Below are 18,237 nucleotides of genomic sequence, written 5' to 3'. Positions count from 1 at the left end.
AGTTAAAAAAATAGCTTTTAAAAATTTAAACATAAATTTTTAAAAAGCTATAAATATCAATATACTTCTTCTATCTTTATTTGCGACCCTGAAATCACTTCATCTCCAACTAAGCAATCAATTTTTTTAATAACATCTGTATCATCAAAATTGTTAGCATCTAATTCAAGATCACTCTCCTTAAGAATTTCACGTGCATCCTTCACAGTGTAATCAATTATATCTGGTACCTTAGTCATATTACCTTCTTGATTAATAGTTTCACTTTGTCCTATTAAATTTTCTTTATTGCCTTCATCAGTCTCATCATTACTTTCACTGCTGGTAAGCTCATCTTTAACATTATCTTCAACAGTGTCATCTGGTTCTTTATCTAAATCTTTATCTGGAGAAGTATCATCATCAAATTGCTTTTTAACATAGTTATAATAACTTAACTCAATCTCAACTGTTGGCTTAATCTCAATTCCATCTGGAACAGACTGATAAAATATTTTCTTATCATTCTCTTGATTAGTTGTATCAACCGACTTCAATTTTATATTAATCCCATTCAATACAGCTAAATTCTGTGCCTCAACTATATCCTTACCTACAAATTGAGGAACAACAACAAGTTCCGTTTCAGATCCCCTACTTATAACAACAGATATAGTTTCATTCTTACCTATTTTTGAAGTCTGACTAGGATTTTGAATCATTATTACACCACGCTCATATACATCACTAAATCTTTCTTCTATATTCCCAATAGTAAGTCCTTCTCTTTGCAATACCAATCTAGCTTTATCTAAAGTCATATTAACTATATTAGGAACATCTACGAGTTCAACTCCATCACTTAATACAATTTTAATCGTATCTCCTTTTTTTACTATTGTTCCCTCTTTAGGATAAATATCAACTACAAAATTCTTTTCTAAATCACTTTCCACATATCCAGAAATTTTATAATTTAAACCTAATTCTTCCAACTCTCGCTCATATTGAACCCCAGTTTTCCCCAAAAATGAAGGAACACTGATATCAGCAGAAAATTTTCCAACTAATCCACTAAATTTAAAACTCATTATTAAAACAATAATAGCGAGTATAAGCAAAAGAACGATGACAATATTTCTAAATACATTATTTTTCTTTAACTTAGTTGGAATTGGTGGTGTTACTGCAGACATAACTGTGGTTTTATCAAGCATATTACATCTTGTAACAAAGTGCTTTTTATTATTTTGCAGTGCTTTCAGATCATCTCTTAACTCCTTAGAATTTTGATATCTTAATGCAGGATTCTTTTGAAGACACTTTATTATAAGATTATTTATCCCAATAGGTAATTTCTTAACTATATCCATAGGTTCAACTGGATCTACTTGTATATGTTGCAACGCAACATTAACCGGCGTTCCATGAGTAAATGGTAACCTTCCTGTAAACATTTCATACATCACAACACCAAAAGAATAAATATCACTTCTACAATCTACGAAATTTCCACGAGCCTGTTCTGGAGATATGTAATATGCCGATCCTAATATCTTTCCTGAATTAGTTATTGTGGCAGAATCAGAGGACTTTGCTATTCCAAAATCAGTCACTTTTATATTACCATGATTCGAAACTAAAATATTTTGAGACTTTATATCTCTATGTATTAATTCTATATCATGGGCAATAACCAACCCATTACAAATTTGTATACTAAAATCTAATGCTTCCTTTATAGAAAGTACTCCTCTTTCACTTATGTACTCCTTCAAAGTCTTTCCATCTATATATTCCATTACAATATAGTGCAAGTTATCTTCGACTCCTATATCATAAACCTTTACTATATTATTATCAGATAACTTAGCAACTTCCATTGCCTCATCCTTAAACTTACGTACAAATTCCTCATCATTAGTAAGCTCCTGTTTAAGAATCTTAATTGTAGTAAATCTCTTTAATATTTTACACTTGGCCTTATATACATTAGCCATTCCACCTTCACCAAGTTTTTCTATTATTTCATATCTGCCACCTATTACCTTACCTATCATTGCTAGTGCCTCCAAAAATTATTAGAGATACGTTATCTCTGCCTCCTCTTTCTTTAGCTAAAGTAATCAAATCATTACATGCCTTATACAAATCATTTTTATTATTTTCTATATATGGGACTATTTCATCCTGATTTATCTCATTTATTAATCCATCTGTACACAACAAATAAAAATTCTTATCATTATCTATAATAAACATATCTACTTCTACACTAACATTAATTCCAACAGATCTAGTTATAATATTCCTATTAGGATAATCTTTAGCTTCATCCTGACTTAATACACCATTATCTATTAATTGTTGGACAAATGAATGATCTTTAGTTATCTTGGTTATCTCACTACCACCTATAGAGAAAAAACAACTATCTCCAACATTAACAATATAAATTTTATCTCCATGAACAAGAGAAAGAGTAAGAGTAGTACCCATACCCTTATACTTTTTATTTTCTAAAGACTTAAAGTAAATTTCTCTATTCGCAAATTGAACAGCATTCTTTAAAAGTAACTCCAAATCAATTCCATCAAAATATTCTTTCATTATATACTCTTTAATCATTCGAACACAGATTTTACTAGCAATATCACCAGCATTATGTCCTCCCATGCCGTCAGCAATAATGTATAATTGATAACTACCACATATATAATAATCTAAATAATCCTCATTAACAACTCTAAGATTACCTATATCACTCATAGCTCCAACCATTGTAGAATATCCCCCTACTTACTATAACTTAATCTAAGCTGACCACATGCTGCATCTATATCTACTCCCTTTTTCTGTCTCATTGTCACATTAACTCCTGAATCCAACAAATAGTTATAAAATTTCTTTAATCTCCTAGATTCTTTAAAATCATTTTCATTTATTTCATTAACTGGTATCAAATTAACATGAGCCTTACTTTTCTTGCACAAAGAAACTAATTCCCTTACATCATCATCGCTGTCATTAACACCATCTATAAGAAGATATTCAAAAGATATCCTCCTCTTAGTTTTATCAAAATAATTCAAACATGCATCAATTAACTGATTTATAGAATATTTATTTGCTATAGGCATAATTGTCTTACGCTTATCATCATTAATAGCGTGCAACGATATAGCAAGATTTATACTCAAACCCTCGTTTGCTAAATCATAAATCTTAGGCACTATTCCACAAGTAGACAAAGTTATATGTCTGCTACTCATACCCATTTTGCTTCTCATCTCATGTATAAATGTTATTATATTCTCATAATTATACAACGGTTCCCCAGTACCCATAAGAACTATACGATTTATTTTTTTCGATGTGTATCTCTCAACAACTAAAACTTGACCCATGAGCTCACACAATTCAAGATTTCTTAAAAATCCATTTACAGTAGATGCACAAAATTTACATCCCATAGCACATCCAACCTGAGTAGAAATACAAATAGTATTTCCATAATCGTACACCATAAACACACATTCAATTAAATTTCCATCAACTAATTTTAACAAGAATTTAATTGTACCATCTATAGATTTTTGGACTTTCTCAATTAATGGAAGTTCAATTTTTAAAATATCTTTAAATTGTTTCCTCTCTATATTACTAAGATTTGTCATATCATCGAAATCAAAAATCTTTTTATTATAAATCCAATCTATTATTTGATTTGCTTTAAATCCTCTAAATTTATTTTCTTCTAAATATTTTCTAAGTTCATCACTTTTAAAATTCAATACATTAAACATATAATCCTCTTAATTTTTTTCTCAATTTAGTTATAAAAAATCCATTGCTCAATTCAGTCGGAAAAATAGTAATCATTCCTTTATTGTTTTCAAAAAATAAATTACTAAAATCATAATCATCAATCGACTCTAAAATAAAGTCATTATTAGTTTCCAAAAACCAATTAATTATATCTTCATTTTCATTTTTGTTAAGAGTGCATGTAGTATACATTAAAACACCATTTGATTTAACATATCTTGATGCATTAAAAATAATTTTCCTCTGTATATCAATAATTTCTTTCAAATCATAAGTATTTTTAAACCATTTTATTTCAGGTTTCTTATTAATTACTCCCAATCCCGAACACGGAGCATCAACCAAAACCTTATCTGCCTTATCAATAAACTTCTCATTCAAAATAGTAGCATCATTTATAAAGCAATCTATAGAACTGAGTTTCAACCTGTTTGCACTATTTTTAATTAGGTCTATCTTGTGATCATATATATCACAAGAAATCAATTTACACTTATCATTTGAAAGTTCAGCAATATATGTAGACTTTCCTCCAGGTGCTGCACATAAATCAATAATTACATCACCTTCTTTAGGATTTAATATTTCACAGGCTATCTGAGAACTCAAACCTTGAACACTAATAAATCCGTTTTTATATAAATCTAGTTTAGATATGTTAATTGGAGATTTTATTTTTATAGAATTTTTAAACTCTTTGATATCTTCAATTCTAAATTCATCTTTAAACCTTTCTATAAAATCTTGCTTAGAAATCATTTTAGAATTTATCCTATAACAAGTTTCACTTCTTTTATTCAAAGCCCTCATCAATTCTATATAATTTTTAGGATATTGAGACTTAAATAATTTTACCATCCATGAAGAAAAAGAATACTCATATTGCAGAGTATTCTTACCACTATCAATGAATTTCTTATTTCTCAAATAATTTCTTAAAACTCCATTCACAAATCCACTTTTATTCTTACACAACCTTTTAGCAGCTTCCACACTCTCATTTAAAACAGAATATTCAGGAATTTTATCAAGATACTTCAATTGATAAATTGCACTTCTAAGAATAATAGTTGAAATATTATTTTCATCAAGTTTCTTAACAAACTTATTTAATATATCATCGATAGTTAACTTATAACGTATTGTCCCATAAACAATCTCTGTAACCAATCTTTTATCTATATCTTTTAAACTCGATTTATCTAAATAATCTTTAAGTGTAATATTCGAATAAGCACCTCTATTTAAGACTTCATCAAGTATAATAACACAATCATATCTTAAATTATTTATCATTCGTCTCCCCTTGCTAATACTATAAGTCTGAGTAAGCTCATAATCGACATTAGTGCTGCTGCTACATACGTTAATGCTGCTGATGATAAAACACTTTTTGCGCCATTAACTTCATTGCCAACTAATAATCCCATGTTTTTAATTGACTTTATCGCCCTATTTGACGCATTAAATTCAACAGGAAGTGTTACCAATTGAAATATAACTGTAAGTGAAAATAAAACTATCCCAATAGTAAGTAATGGCTTGATACCCATTATTAAACCTAATAAAAATAATATCCAAGAGAATCCAGCTCCAAAATTTACTGCTGGAACAATAGCATTTCTTAAAATTAAAGGTGTGTAACTAACATTATGTTGTATCGCATGACCCACCTCATGAGATGCAATTCCAACTGCTGCTATTGACGTTCCAAAATAAACCTCTTGTGATAATCTCAATTTTTTCGCTCTAGGATCATAATGATCTGTCATACGACCATTTACCATTTCCACTTCAACATCATAAATTCCATTTGCCTTCAAAATATTAATAGCTGCCTGTTCTCCAGTAATTCCTCTTTGGTTTGTAACTTTAGAATATTTATTATAAGCAGATGAAATTTTAAATTGAGCAATAGCACTAACAATTATTGCAGGTATTAACAAAATTATCGTCCTATCAAAATAAAACATTAAAATCACTCCTTAATTCAATCTAACTTTACTTATAATATTACCATTTAAAAAAGATTTAATAGACATAACTTTTTTATTTTCAAATTGTATGGTAGTTATTAAAATAAATCCTTGTCCACATTTAACTAAAAGTCCATCATCATTAATTTCTACTATTTGACCATAACTAAAATCTATATATTTATCTTCATTAATCGAAACCTCTTTAGCCTCATATAATTTTATTTTTTTTTCTTCATATAAACAATATGCAACAGGCCACGGATTTAATCCTTTTATTAAATTTAATATATCCCGTGCAGATTTAGAAAAATCAATATGAGCAAATTCTTTCGTGATAATCGGAGCATATGTGCTTTTCGAATCATCTTGCTTTTGTCTCTTTATGGTTCCATTTTTAATTTTTTGAAGTGTATCCTTCATACCATAAGCACTTATTAGTTTCAATTTATCATGTAATTGACCTGCAGTCATATAATCTTCAATTTCCACTTCATATTTTTCAATTATATCACCCGTATCTAACCCTTCATCCATAAACATTGTAGTTATTCCACTCTTATTATCTCCTGATATTATAGCAAAATTAATAGGTGCTGCTCCTCTATGTCTTGGTAACAATGAAGCATGAGAATTTATACATCCAAACTTAGGTATATTTAAAATATCTGATGGTAATATTTTACCATAAGCAACAACAATAATTAAATCCAAATCCATATTTCTAATTTTATTAATAAATTCATCATTATCCTTAACTTTATCAGGCTGATATACATCTATACTATATTTAAGTGCAACCTCTTTAACAGGTGATGACTTTAATTTATATCCCCTACCCTGAGGTTTATCTGGTTGAGTTACAACAGCTAAAACATTATGGTTATGTATAAGCATCTCGAGTGTATCAACTGCAAACTCTGGAGTTCCCATAAACAATACATTAAATTTATCTTTAAACAAAGCAAACACCTTCTTATTATTTTAAAACTTTATCTGTAAATAAAATTCCATTTAAATGATCTACCTCATGACAAATAACTCTTGCATATAAATCTCTTGCTTCCTCTGTTACAATCTCTCCATCTAAATTCATATATCTAACAGTTAAAAGCTTTGGACGCCTTACAGTATCCTCAATACCTGGAACACTTAAACATCCTTCTGGACCATCTTGCATATCTGTTGTACTCTCAGAAATTATTTCTGGATTTATCATAACTTTTTTTATAACTTCTATATCAATAACTATTATTCTTTTCAATATACCGATCTGTGGTGCTGCTAATCCAACTCCATCAGCATGATACATAGTTTCAAACATATCATCTACTAGACTTTTTAAACTATCGTCTATTACATCAACTTTTTTACTTATCTTTCTTAAAATTTCATCTCCATCAACTCTTATTTGTCTCAATGCCATTTAACTTTCCTCCTTAAAATATTGAATATGGATTTACATCAAAACTAATTTTATATTTAGATTTTACATTACTCAATTTATCATTGATTAAAACCTTTATATTATTATAGGTTTCATTATCCTGATCCCCTTTAAAAATAATCTGCCACCTATAATAATCATTAATTTTAGATATCATACAAGATGAAGGACCTAAAATTTGATATTTTATTCCAAACTTACTTTTAAGTTCCCTATATAAGGGAATAAGAACTTCAGTATATAAATTTTCATCTTTTGCTTGGAATAATATATTTAATATATCCACAAATGGTGGATAATCAAGTATCTTTCTGAGCTTAATTTCATCATTATAAAATGATTCATAATCATTATTCATTGAATGTTTTATAACATAATTCTCTGGATTATATGTTTGTATACATACTTCACCCAATTTTGATCCTCTACCAGATCTTCCAGAAACCTGATTCAAAAGTTGAAATGTTCTTTCATAAGCTTTATAATCCGGAACATTCATGCTCAAATCTGCCGCTAAAACACCGACAAGAGTAACATCTTCAAAATCAAATCCTTTGGCAATCATTTGAGTTCCAATAACAATATCGACATTCTTGTTTTTAATTTCATCATAAAATTTAGAATATGAATCCTTTCTTCTAGTCGTGTCAAAATCCATTCTTAAAACTCTAGCATTCTGAAATATCTTTTTAGTTATAAACTCAACTTTCTCTGTACCAATTCCAAAATGTTTGACATAGTTACTTCCACATTCCACGCATATGTTACTCATAGCTTGTGCATATCCACAGTAATGACATATCAAATGACTATTATTACCATGGTATGTCAATGTTATATCACAATACTTACATTTGTATACATATCCGCAAGCTCTACATGAAACAAAACTGGAAAAACCACGCTTATTAATAAACAATATTACTTGTTCAGACTTAGAGATCCTATCATTTATCTTATCATACAAAAGTCTACTAAAAATAGATTTGTTCCCACACTTAAGTTCATCTTTCATATTAACAGCAAAAACATTTGGGAAACTTCTATTATTAACTCTATTTTTAATGGTTAAAAGTTTATATTTTCTATTTTTTGCCATAGTATACGATTCTATACTTGGTGTTGCTGATCCAAGTACAATCTTTAAATCATCCTTAAGTTCAGAATATTTAACAGCAATATCTCTCACCAAATACTTTGGATCACTATCAGACTTATATGTACCCTCATGTTCCTCATCAATTACAATACATCCCAAATTTTTAAAAGGCAAAAATAAAGCTGAACGAGTTCCTATAGCAACCTTAACTTTACCACTATTAATTTTTTGCCACTCAGTAAAACGTTCATTAGTAGTTAACTTACTGTGATATATAACTACATCATTATCAAACTGTTCTCTCACTCTATCAATCATTTGAGGAGTAAGAGAAATTTCTGGTACAAGTATTAAACAATCATAACCTCTACTAACAAAATTTTTAAATATTGATAAATAAACTTCCGTCTTGCCACTACCAGTAACCCCATGAACTAAGAAAATCTTCTCATCTCCATGTATAACCTCATTATAAACTGTTTTTTGTTCATCGTTAAGGTGTTTTTTTGTATAAGTTGAATCTCGAAAAGATGGTAATATAGACCTTTCTTTAGAATTAATCTTCAATATTCCATGTTTTATGAGAGTAGATATAGAGCTCTTAGAAAAATTATTAATCTTACTTAATTCATTTTTATCATAAACATTCGGATTGCTAAAAACAAATTCCATTATGCTTATATATGGATCTTTCTTAAATCTTTCAGGAACAGCAACCTCACAATCCAAGTACAAATAATCCTTTATCTTTAAACTTGCATCATCTAAAAACTTTGAAGGTATAAATAAAGATATAGCTTCATAATAAGAAGATAAATATTTATTTCGAATATATTTAATAAGCTCCAATGAATCGTTATTCAAGTGAAATCTCTTGTCAATAGAATTTAAACTCTTTATTTTATCTAAATACTTTTTATCATCTTCAAATAAATCTTCCTCATCTAATATCTCAAAAACAAATCCAAAAACTAATTTCTTATTAAATCCAAAATGAAGCTTCACAACACTTCCTAAAGAAACTTCATCCTTCATCTCATCTGGTATTATATATGTAAAGAATTTATCTAACTTATCACTTATAGATTGTATAATTACTTTTGCATACTTACTCATCAGATCTCCTATGAAATTAAAATAAAATACTTAGGCTAATTTTATACCTAAGTATTTACAAAAAAATTATTCGGAATCAATTGTACTAAAATCTATCTTATCATTATAAATATCAAGAACAGATTGAGTTAAATAATTAATGTGTTTATCTCTTTTTACATCCTTATCTTTATCTATATTATGCCTCGCAACTTTTGCAGAAAGTATAACAAGTGAAAATTTATTGTCTACTTTCTTCATAAGTTCACTTATAGATGGGTAAACAATAGAATCTTTCATAAGATCCCTCCTCTTATAAAAACTAAAAAATATATCCACCAATAAATTTTTCTAAATTCATTCTACTTATTCTACTCATTTCAGTCCTTATTATACCATTTATTTTCTCAACTGCACCCTCAACATCATCATTTATAACTGCATAATCATAATTAACCATACATTTTAATTCTTCACTAACTGAAGAAAATCTTAAATTGAACGAAGATTCAGTTTCACTTCCTCTTTTCAAAATCCTACTTTTAAGCTCGTTTATAGACGGTGGTAATAAAAATATGTACACTGCATTTTCAAAAACACTTTGCACCTGCATACTCCCCTGAATATCAATCTCAAGTATAATATTATTCCCTCTACTTAACTCTTCTTCAACTTGACTTTTAAGCGTACCATAATAATTCCCATAAACTTCAGCATACTCTAAAAATTCATTATTTTCAATCTTTGATTTAAAGGTATCCTTATCTAAAAAATAATAATTAACTCCATCAACTTCTCCTTCTCTCGGAGACCTAGTAGTAGCAGAAATAGAAACCTTATAATCATACTTTTTCATAAGTTCTTTACAAACCGTACCTTTCCCGACACCAGAAGGTCCAGAAAGAACAATCAATAATCCCTTATTGTACATTTCATCCATAAAATACTACTCATCCTCTTCCATCAAATGTTCCTTCAAATTATTTTCCTTAATATCCAGTCTATGTGCTACAGTATCAGGTTGTACTGCAGAAAGTATAACATGATCACTATCTGTAACTATAACTGCTCTAGTTCTCCTACCATAAGTAGCATCAATTAACATACCTCTACTTCGAGCCTCAGTTACTATTCTCTTTATAGGAGCTGATTCAGGACTTACAATAGCAATTAGTCTATTAGCAGACACTATATTCCCAAAACCTATATTAATAAATTTGATACTCATATATTATCATCCCTCTAATCCAGCTTAAAAATAAATAAAACTAAATTCTACATATAGTATATATAAAAATATAATAAGATTATTATATAAATAAAAATATTTAAATTCAATAAAAAATTATTCAAAAAAATGGATTATCCCAATCTAAAAATAACATAAGGAATAATCCATAAATATAAAAACCTATTTAATTTTTTTATTTAACTTTTTAATATTCATTAAGCTTTTCTGTGTCGAATTTATGATCTCAGAAATCCCTATTCCTTCTTTTAATAATTCGCTTGCTTTTTTAGCAACCTCCTTATAATCTCCTTTTTTACAAACCTTCATGCAAGAAATCCCCCTTAAATTGCTACATAGATAGTTTGTACTCTTTTTGTATTAATATACAATTAGTTTCTATTTTCTAAATTTTTTATTAACGCTAATCTTTCGCTATGTCTTCCACCTTCAAACTCACTTTGTAAAAAAGATGTTACAATTTCTTGAGCTAAACCGTTCCCTATTACCCTTGATCCAAGAACTAAGACATTTGCATTATTATGTTGCCTTGCAAGTCTAGCACTAAATATGTCATTACACAAAGCTGCTCTTATTCCTTTTATCTTATTAGCTGCAATACTCATCCCAATGCCTGTGCCACATATCAATATACCTAAAGAACCCTCATTAAATAAAACATTTTCACAAACTTTTTCAGCAAATGTTGGATAATCAACTAATTCTTCTGAATATGGTCCACAGTCAAATACTTCATGATTTTTGAATTCCTCGATTAACATTGAAACCAAATTAAACTTAAGTTCATATCCTGCATGGTCTGATGAAATATATATATTCATAAAATTACTCCTTTACGTTCACCAATAATCAATTTATGTATACCTTGATTCTATAATAAAATACCTTAAATAACAAACTTTTATACTTGATTGTTAAAATAAAAACATGTTACTTATCATAAGTCAACATGCTTTTATTTAACTAAGCATTAAGCATCTTTTTAACTTTGTTATATAATTCATTCATTTTATCTATAGTCTCACTAAGTTCATTCAATAATTGATCTTTATCTGTCTCAATTGGTACCGTCTTTATGTTTTTGTTAGCAACACTTTTCAAAAAATATTCATTTCTGTATGCTATATATAACTTCTGTATAAATTCTTCCATAGGTACATCATCTTGATATTTTTTAAGTTCTTCCTCATTCAATGCGTAAAATTCCATAATAGCTTGGCCAGCTTTTTTTCCTTTTTCACGATCGTTTACATAAGCGACAAGTTTATTTTTAATTTGCTTACTTAACCTTGCCATTATTAACCTCCTAAATTGTTAAGACACATATAATATACTCAGATTTAAAAATTTCTAATTATTACTATTCTTCTTATCCTCTATTCTCCAACTTATAAACTTAAGGTATTTCTAAAAATAAAAATATATTTAACATTTGTTGTATTAGACGGGTTTTTTAATATTCATACATTATATATTATGTGTTTTTTATTTATTAAAGAACTCAAAAACAAAAAAATATAGCCCATTCCATTTAAAGACTATATTTTAATATTCATATCTAAACTTATTTTTTAACAATCCATGCACTCTAACATTATAAACATATGCCTATCACTATTACTTGAAATTTAATTTGAAAAAGTCTTCTATTTTATCAAATGGAATAACTTCAATGTTATCATACAAATCTATATGAACAGCATTTGGAATAATAAATAATTCCTTATTATCTCCTTTTAAGATTTCATATATATCTTTACTAAAATAACAAGAATGTGCCTTTTCACCATGAATTAATAAAACTGCACTTCGAATTTCATCTGCGTATTGTAGAATTGGCATATTTAAAAATGATAAAGAAGATGTTATATTCCATCCAGCATTAGAATTTAAAGAACGTGAATGGTATCCTCGATCTGTTTTATAATAATTATAATAATCTTTAAGGTAAAAAGGAGCATCTTCTGGTATTTTATCAGGCACACCACCTGCAAGTGCATACATTCCGTTTTTATAATCTCTAATTCTCTGATCATTCATGACTTTTCGTTTCTCATATCGTGCATCTACACTATCTTCAGAATCAAAATATCCCTTTGCATTTACACGAGTCATATCATACATAGTAGAAATAACCGTTACCTTAATTCTAGTATCAATTGCTGCAGCATTAAGGGCCATGCCACCCCATCCACAAATTCCAATAATACCTATCCTTTCTAAATCAACATTTTCTTGTACAGAAAGAAAATCAACTGCAGCTTGAAAATCTTCTGTATTAATGTCAGGTGATGCTACGTAACGTGGGTAACCTCCACTTTCACCAGTAAAAGAAGGATCAAAGGCAATCGTTAGAAAACCCCTCTCTGCCATAGTTTGTGCATATAAGCCAGACGCTTGTTCTTTTACAGCTCCAAAAGGTCCACTAACTGCTATAGCAGGTAACTTTCCAGAAACATCCTTTGGAATATAAAGATCTGCCACTAATGTAATACCATAACGATTATAAAAAGTCACTTTTTGATGATTTACTTTATCACTCTTCGAAAATGTCTTATCCCAAATATTTGTTAATATTAATTTTTCACCATTCATTTTAGCTGTCTCACTTTTCCAATTCTTATTGTACAAGTTTAAAACTTTTTTAATTTTCTACTTTAGTCAGAATTACTTCATGTGCTCTATATAGTTCTTCAAGATATATTACATCACTATCTGACAACTCTATATCAAGGGCTTTCACTGCTCCATCTAAATGATAAATTTTTGTTGCTCCAACAATTGGTGATATCACACCTTTTTTCCAGTGCCATGCTAGAGCAATATGTGCCATAGAAACGTCATATTTTTTTGCAAGTCCATTTACACGATTAATAATTTCCATATTGTTTTCTTTTGCTCCATCATATTTGATTTTTAAATAACTATCTGTGTTACTACGTTTACTACCAGATTCCCACTCAATACGAGTCAAATGTCCACCTGCTAATGGACTATATGGGATAAGAGAAACATTGTACTGTTTACAAATTGGAATAAGTTCTCTTTCATCTTCACGATACAAAAGATTGTAATGATTTTGCATAGTTGAAAATTTTGTCCATCCGTTTTGTTCTGCACAAACTTGCATATTATGAAATTGATATCCATACATTGCTGATGCACCTAATGCTCGAACTTTTCCTGATTTTACAAGCGAATCTAAAGCCTCCATGGTTTCTTCTATCGGTGTATCATAGTCAAAACGATGGATTTGATACAAATCTAAATAATCAGTTCCTAGTCGTAACAATGTACCATCAATTTCTCTCAAAATTGCCGCACGAGAAAGTTTTCCCTCATTGAAATAAACCTTAGACGCAAGAATAACTTTATCCCTAGGTATACCAAGATTTTTTAGTGCTTTCCCCGTGTACTCTTCACTTGTTCCACCGCCATAAAAATTTGCAGTATCTATGAAATTAATACCAAGTTCCCATGCATGAGCAATCATATCTTCTGTTTCATTTTGATTTAAAGTCCACTGCAAAAATTTCTGACTTGCTTTCCCAAAAGACATTGCACCTATACAAATCTTTGAAACCTGTATACCTGTATTACCTAATTCAGCATATTTCATATTCAATTCCTCACATTTTTTATTTTGTTTCAAATTCTGGATGCCATAAAACAAATTTTTCTAACTGTTCATCTGTTCTATTATAATAACGTGTACCTTTATTTAATTTCGAAATTTCAGCCATTTCTTCATCAGTAAGTTTAAAGTCTAAAATATTTAAATTATCTCGAATATGATCTATATTTTTACTTCCTGGAATAACTGCAAATCCCATTTGTGTATGCCAACGAAGAATAACTTGCGCAGAAGTTTTATTATATTTCTTACCTAATTCTTCGAAAATAGTTTCTCCAATTAATGCTTTGTCACCCTGACCAAGTGGGAACCAACTCATTAATTTAATTCCAAATTCATCAAGTTTTGTGCGTAATTTGTCTTGTGTAAAATATGGGTGTGCCTCAACTTGCATAAATTGTGGTACAATCTCCCATTTTTTCTCTAGCTCTTCAATAAATTCACCTTCAAAATTTGAAATTCCAATTGACTTCGCTTTCCCATCTCTATATGCTTTCTCTAACATTCTGTATCCTGACATCCAATTACCTGCAGGTTGATGAATATATAACAAATCAACATAATCTGTATCAAGACGTTCTAGCGTTTCGTTTACTGCATTTTGATTTTCATAATCAGATGGCCAAATTTTTGTTGAAAGAAATATGTTTTCTCTAGCAACACCACTTGATTTCATTCCTCTTCCAACTGCACGTTCATTACAATAAGCAGCCGCCGTATCAATACAAGAATAACCCATTTTAAGAGCCTCTCTTACACTGTTCTCTGCATCAACTGGTTTTATCAAAAATGTACCAATCCCAATTACTGGACATTTTTGTCCATTATTTAGTGTCATAAATTCCATTTGAAAATCTCTCCTTTTCTTTGACATATTCCATCTCAAGACTCCACTTCTCATTGCTTCATCATATAGAGAAATCTTATAATTTAATTTATCCATAGTTTCCTGGTACTTCTTTAACTGACTATTAATTTCTTCTCTCGCCTCCATGAGTAAAGTACGTCTTGCAGGAATACTACTATCTCCCTTTTGGAACAAACGAACATACTCCGATAACATTTCTACTGAAAGACCAGCTCTACGCATACAGATAGCATTTTCTACCCAACTAATATCTTCATCAGTGTAAAAACGAATACCTCCCTTTGTTCTACCAACTGGTGGAACTACTCCAACCCTTTCATAATATCTGAGCGTATCTGCACTAATTCCACACCTTTCACATACTTCTTTTATAGTCATCAATATCCTCCTACATCATTTGTTCCAATGGTCAAATAAATTATACAATTTAGAGTTAACTCTAAGTCAATAATGATTTTTTAAAAATATTATACACTTTCAGCATAGATAAAAAATAGAAATGGCTCTTAGTCACACAATTGAACTAAAAGCCTTTGGGATATTTATTTAATTTTCATTTTTTTCGAACATTCCTTTAAATGTTTCTACTAATTGAGGGATTGAATCTATTATTTTTTCGTATGAGTTGTTATGATCTATTGGCAATAATCTTATTGCATCCTCTCTCACTACCAAAAATGCCACAGGCTTAATAGATATACCTGCACCTGCTCCTCCTCCAAATAGATTTGGCTTTGTTGTACTAGAAGCATTTTCTGGCATTGGAAGATCTGAACCACCTGTTCCGAATCCAAATCCGACTTTTGATATAGGTATTATTGTTGTTCCATCTGGTGTGTTTACAGCATCCCCTATGATTGTATTAACATCAATCATATCTTTTATATTTTCAAGAGTAGTTTTCATTAAGTTTTCTATTGGATGTTGTTCCATTTAATTTCCTCCCCAAAGTAATAAATAAAAAAGTTATATAGATAATTTGAGCTATTTTTATTTTTAATATACCTTCAAAATGTAATTTAAAGAGTGTGGTGTTATATTTTGGAATTACATCAATCTTACTATTTTGTGTGTAAGCATAGCACGATATTATTCCAAATATTGAATAAACAATAGTGCATATGTGACCGTACAAAACTGCTGTAACATCTGCGTCCTCTACTCCAAACTCAAGTATGTTTGTAATAATAAATTTTGGTTTGCGTTTTAAGTACTTGATTCTCGATAAAATTTCTCTGAAGATTCTGAGAGAAATTTTTGTATCAAAAGCTCGTCGTTCTTTATGAGATTTCACTAATTCTTCACCGTTTTTCTTGGTCTTCTTTGTTTTAATTATCATTTTTGTTATATCAAAATTAAAAATATAAACTTTAAAATCTAATTTATTCTTATCATATCTCATATCAAATTTTATTTTTATAGAAATGAAAAGAGTTAAAATAATGAAAAGGATAATTAAAAGTTTTATCATCTTATCAACCCAACCTATTAAGTTCTATTTCAAGATAGTTTTTACCAAATATATCCTCTATTATGCAAAATTTCCCTAAGAATAGTTTTTATTTTAATTAATCATACTATACTAATATATTTTATTTTTTAGGCGGTGGTTATTTTTGAAAAAATTTTCTAAACTTTTAGTAGGAATACTTTGCGTGATATTTAGTGTTTCAACTGTACATATCGAGGTTAATTCTGCCAGCGTGAAAAAACAAAAGCCTTATGATTTAAATGCTCATGCTGCCATTGTTATTGATGCAAAAACGCACAGAGTGCTTTTTGATAAAAATGGCCGAAATATTCTACCTATGGCAAGTACAACAAAGATACTTACTTCTTTAGTTGCTATTAAATATGGTGATTTGGATCAGAAGATTAAAATTTCACCTAATGCTGCGTCCATTAGAGGATCCAAAGTTGGATATAAAAAAGATGAAGAAATTTCTTTAAGAGAACTTATTTACGGACTTATGTTTAAATCTGGAAATGATGCAGCAATTGCAATTGCCGAGGGAATTGCTGGTTCAATCGAAGGATTTTGTGATCTTATGAATGAATATGCAAAAGAAATCGGAATACTTGATTCACATTTTGAATCACCTCATGGTCTTGATAGTCAAAATCATTATTCAACTGCTTATGATTTAGCAATGCTTACATCTAAAACAAAGCAAATAGATTTTTTTAATGAGCTTTCAAAGACAAAAGAATACACAGATACTGGATTTTCAAGATCATATCAAAACATCAACAAGATTTTATATATGGTTCCTCAGGCAACAGGCACAAAGACAGGATACACAGGTCAGGCCGGTAAATGTTTAGTATCATCATTTAACATGGGTAACAACAATGAGATTGTAGTTGTTGTGCTTAATTGCACACCAAGATGGAAATCTAGCGAATGGCTTTACAATTATGCAAAAGATAATTATGAGTATCAAAAATTATTTTCTTCAAATGATTTAATTATTAACGAAAGTTTAGAAAATGGTATAAAGATTGAAGGAATATTAAAGGATGATGTAATTGTTCCTGTAACAAAAGGTATGGAAGTTAAGAGTGTTATTACCCTTAATGAGAACATCAAACATTCAAAAGATGATGACGAAATTAATGAATTTGAGAACTTGGGAACACTCAAAATTTTTGAAAATGAAGAACAAATATACATTTGTCCTATCATCAACAAAAACTATAAATCAGAGTAACAATTTTTTTTCTTTTTCGTAGTATATTGTATAACTAAAATTTAAAATAAAGAGGAGCAAAAACGATGAGCTGTTGTAATTCATACGGATATAACTATATGATGCCATACTACGGATACAATTATCCTAATTATACTTGCTATCCTGCATCTTATGGATACGGAGGATGTGGCTGTGGTAATAACTTTGGATTTTTCGGCGGTGGATGTGGTAGTAGCACACTTGGACTAATCGCACTTTATTCATTACTCTGCAGATAATTAGATAGCAAATAACAAAAGGAATGTTACTAAACATTCCTTTTGTTAACATATATAAAAATATGAAAGACTTACATTTATAATCTAAGCC

At 29.2% G+C, this 18,237-nt stretch carries 21 protein-coding genes; 2 read left to right on the top strand and 19 right to left on the bottom strand.

Annotated features, from left to right (window positions below; all coding sequences use genetic code 11):
• Positions 1-56: 56 nt before the first annotated feature.
• The 19 genes from SFBM_RS03185 to SFBM_RS03100 all read right to left on the bottom strand — a co-directional run bounded on the left by SFBM_RS03185 (position 57) and on the right by SFBM_RS03100 (position 16,646).
• Entirely contained in the window at positions 57-2,039 is a 1,983-nt protein-coding gene (locus SFBM_RS03185) for a protein kinase domain-containing protein (protein ID WP_007441778.1), read from the bottom strand.
• A complete protein-coding gene (locus tag SFBM_RS03180; protein WP_005806557.1) occupies positions 2,029-2,760 on the bottom strand; it encodes a Stp1/IreP family PP2C-type Ser/Thr phosphatase in 732 nt (243 codons plus the stop codon). The genes SFBM_RS03185 and SFBM_RS03180 overlap by 11 nt, the downstream gene beginning before the upstream one ends.
• A gap of 14 nt (positions 2,761-2,774) precedes the next feature.
• The gene (rlmN, locus tag SFBM_RS03175) at positions 2,775-3,785 is read right to left on the bottom strand and encodes a 23S rRNA (adenine(2503)-C(2))-methyltransferase RlmN (protein ID WP_005806559.1); all 1,011 of its coding nucleotides are present in this window, start codon (positions 3,783-3,785) and stop codon (positions 2,775-2,777) included.
• Positions 3,778-5,103, bottom strand: coding sequence for a 16S rRNA (cytosine(967)-C(5))-methyltransferase RsmB (gene rsmB / locus SFBM_RS03170; RefSeq protein ID WP_005806561.1), 1,326 nt, complete (start codon positions 5,101-5,103; stop codon positions 3,778-3,780). Before rsmB ends, rlmN begins: the two co-directional genes overlap by 8 nt.
• Positions 5,100-5,780: a zinc metallopeptidase gene (locus tag SFBM_RS03165; protein ID WP_005806563.1), complete on the bottom strand. Its 681-nt coding sequence runs from the start codon at positions 5,778-5,780 to the stop codon at positions 5,100-5,102. The genes rsmB and SFBM_RS03165 overlap by 4 nt, the downstream gene beginning before the upstream one ends.
• 12 nt (positions 5,781-5,792) lie before the next feature.
• Positions 5,793-6,746, bottom strand: a complete 954-nt coding sequence (gene fmt, locus SFBM_RS03160; protein WP_007443331.1) for a methionyl-tRNA formyltransferase — start codon at positions 6,744-6,746, stop codon at positions 5,793-5,795.
• 16 nt (positions 6,747-6,762) lie between these two features.
• Positions 6,763-7,209 carry a peptide deformylase gene (def, locus tag SFBM_RS03155; RefSeq protein WP_005806567.1) on the bottom strand — a complete coding sequence of 149 codons (447 nt, stop codon included), beginning with the start codon at positions 7,207-7,209 and terminating at the stop codon, positions 6,763-6,765.
• Between the two features lie 13 nt (positions 7,210-7,222).
• Positions 7,223-9,445, bottom strand: a complete 2,223-nt coding sequence (gene priA / locus SFBM_RS03150) for a replication restart helicase PriA (RefSeq protein ID WP_014017896.1) — start codon at positions 9,443-9,445, stop codon at positions 7,223-7,225.
• A 66-nt stretch (positions 9,446-9,511) separates the two neighbouring features.
• The gene (gene rpoZ, locus SFBM_RS03145) at positions 9,512-9,724 is read right to left on the bottom strand and encodes a DNA-directed RNA polymerase subunit omega (RefSeq protein WP_007440518.1); all 213 of its coding nucleotides are present in this window, start codon (positions 9,722-9,724) and stop codon (positions 9,512-9,514) included.
• 22 nt (positions 9,725-9,746) lie between these two features.
• Complete coding sequence (gene gmk, locus SFBM_RS03140) at positions 9,747-10,355, bottom strand: guanylate kinase (RefSeq protein ID WP_173362457.1); 609 nt, start codon at positions 10,353-10,355, stop codon at positions 9,747-9,749.
• Between the two features lie 15 nt (positions 10,356-10,370).
• Positions 10,371-10,652, bottom strand: coding sequence for an extracellular matrix/biofilm regulator RemA (remA, locus tag SFBM_RS03135; RefSeq protein WP_005806575.1), 282 nt, complete (start codon positions 10,650-10,652; stop codon positions 10,371-10,373).
• A 183-nt stretch (positions 10,653-10,835) separates the two neighbouring features.
• Positions 10,836-10,982 carry a hypothetical protein gene (locus tag SFBM_RS08050; protein WP_005806576.1) on the bottom strand — a complete coding sequence of 49 codons (147 nt, stop codon included), beginning with the start codon at positions 10,980-10,982 and terminating at the stop codon, positions 10,836-10,838.
• A gap of 62 nt (positions 10,983-11,044) precedes the next feature.
• The gene (rpiB, locus tag SFBM_RS03130; protein WP_005806578.1) at positions 11,045-11,494 is read right to left on the bottom strand and encodes a ribose 5-phosphate isomerase B; all 450 of its coding nucleotides are present in this window, start codon (positions 11,492-11,494) and stop codon (positions 11,045-11,047) included.
• Between the two features lie 142 nt (positions 11,495-11,636).
• Entirely contained in the window at positions 11,637-11,969 is a 333-nt protein-coding gene (locus SFBM_RS03125; RefSeq protein WP_005806580.1) for a hypothetical protein, read from the bottom strand.
• A gap of 321 nt (positions 11,970-12,290) precedes the next feature.
• Positions 12,291-13,268: an alpha/beta hydrolase gene (locus SFBM_RS03120; protein ID WP_007440519.1), complete on the bottom strand. Its 978-nt coding sequence runs from the start codon at positions 13,266-13,268 to the stop codon at positions 12,291-12,293.
• 49 nt (positions 13,269-13,317) lie between these two features.
• On the bottom strand, positions 13,318-14,292 hold the full coding sequence (locus SFBM_RS03115) for an aldo/keto reductase (protein WP_007440520.1): 975 nt from the start codon (positions 14,290-14,292) through the stop codon (positions 13,318-13,320).
• 19 nt (positions 14,293-14,311) lie between these two features.
• On the bottom strand, positions 14,312-15,553 hold the full coding sequence (locus SFBM_RS03110; RefSeq protein WP_005806584.1) for an aldo/keto reductase: 1,242 nt from the start codon (positions 15,551-15,553) through the stop codon (positions 14,312-14,314).
• Positions 15,554-15,721: 168 nt separating this feature from the next.
• Positions 15,722-16,108: a GerW family sporulation protein gene (gene ytfJ / locus SFBM_RS03105; RefSeq protein ID WP_005806586.1), complete on the bottom strand. Its 387-nt coding sequence runs from the start codon at positions 16,106-16,108 to the stop codon at positions 15,722-15,724.
• The gene (locus SFBM_RS03100; RefSeq protein ID WP_014017895.1) at positions 16,065-16,646 is read right to left on the bottom strand and encodes a DUF2953 domain-containing protein; all 582 of its coding nucleotides are present in this window, start codon (positions 16,644-16,646) and stop codon (positions 16,065-16,067) included. The genes ytfJ and SFBM_RS03100 overlap by 44 nt, the downstream gene beginning before the upstream one ends.
• Before the next feature lie 145 nt (positions 16,647-16,791).
• Between SFBM_RS03100 and SFBM_RS03095 the strand changes: the two genes are divergently transcribed.
• Together SFBM_RS03095 and SFBM_RS07895 are read left to right on the top strand one after the other, a co-directional pair.
• Positions 16,792-17,886 (top strand): D-alanyl-D-alanine carboxypeptidase family protein, encoded by a 1,095-nt coding sequence (locus SFBM_RS03095; RefSeq protein WP_005806590.1) that lies wholly within the window; start codon positions 16,792-16,794, stop codon positions 17,884-17,886.
• 65 nt (positions 17,887-17,951) lie between these two features.
• A complete protein-coding gene (locus tag SFBM_RS07895; protein ID WP_005806592.1) occupies positions 17,952-18,146 on the top strand; it encodes a hypothetical protein in 195 nt (64 codons plus the stop codon).
• Positions 18,147-18,237: the final 91 nt, after the last annotated feature.

The organism is Candidatus Arthromitus sp. SFB-mouse-Japan, assembly GCF_000270205.1.
Taxonomy (GTDB): Bacteria; Bacillota; Clostridia; order Clostridiales; family Clostridiaceae; genus Dwaynesavagella.
Note: the sequence above shows the minus strand (reverse complement) of the source record. Positions and strands in the feature narration are given on the sequence as shown.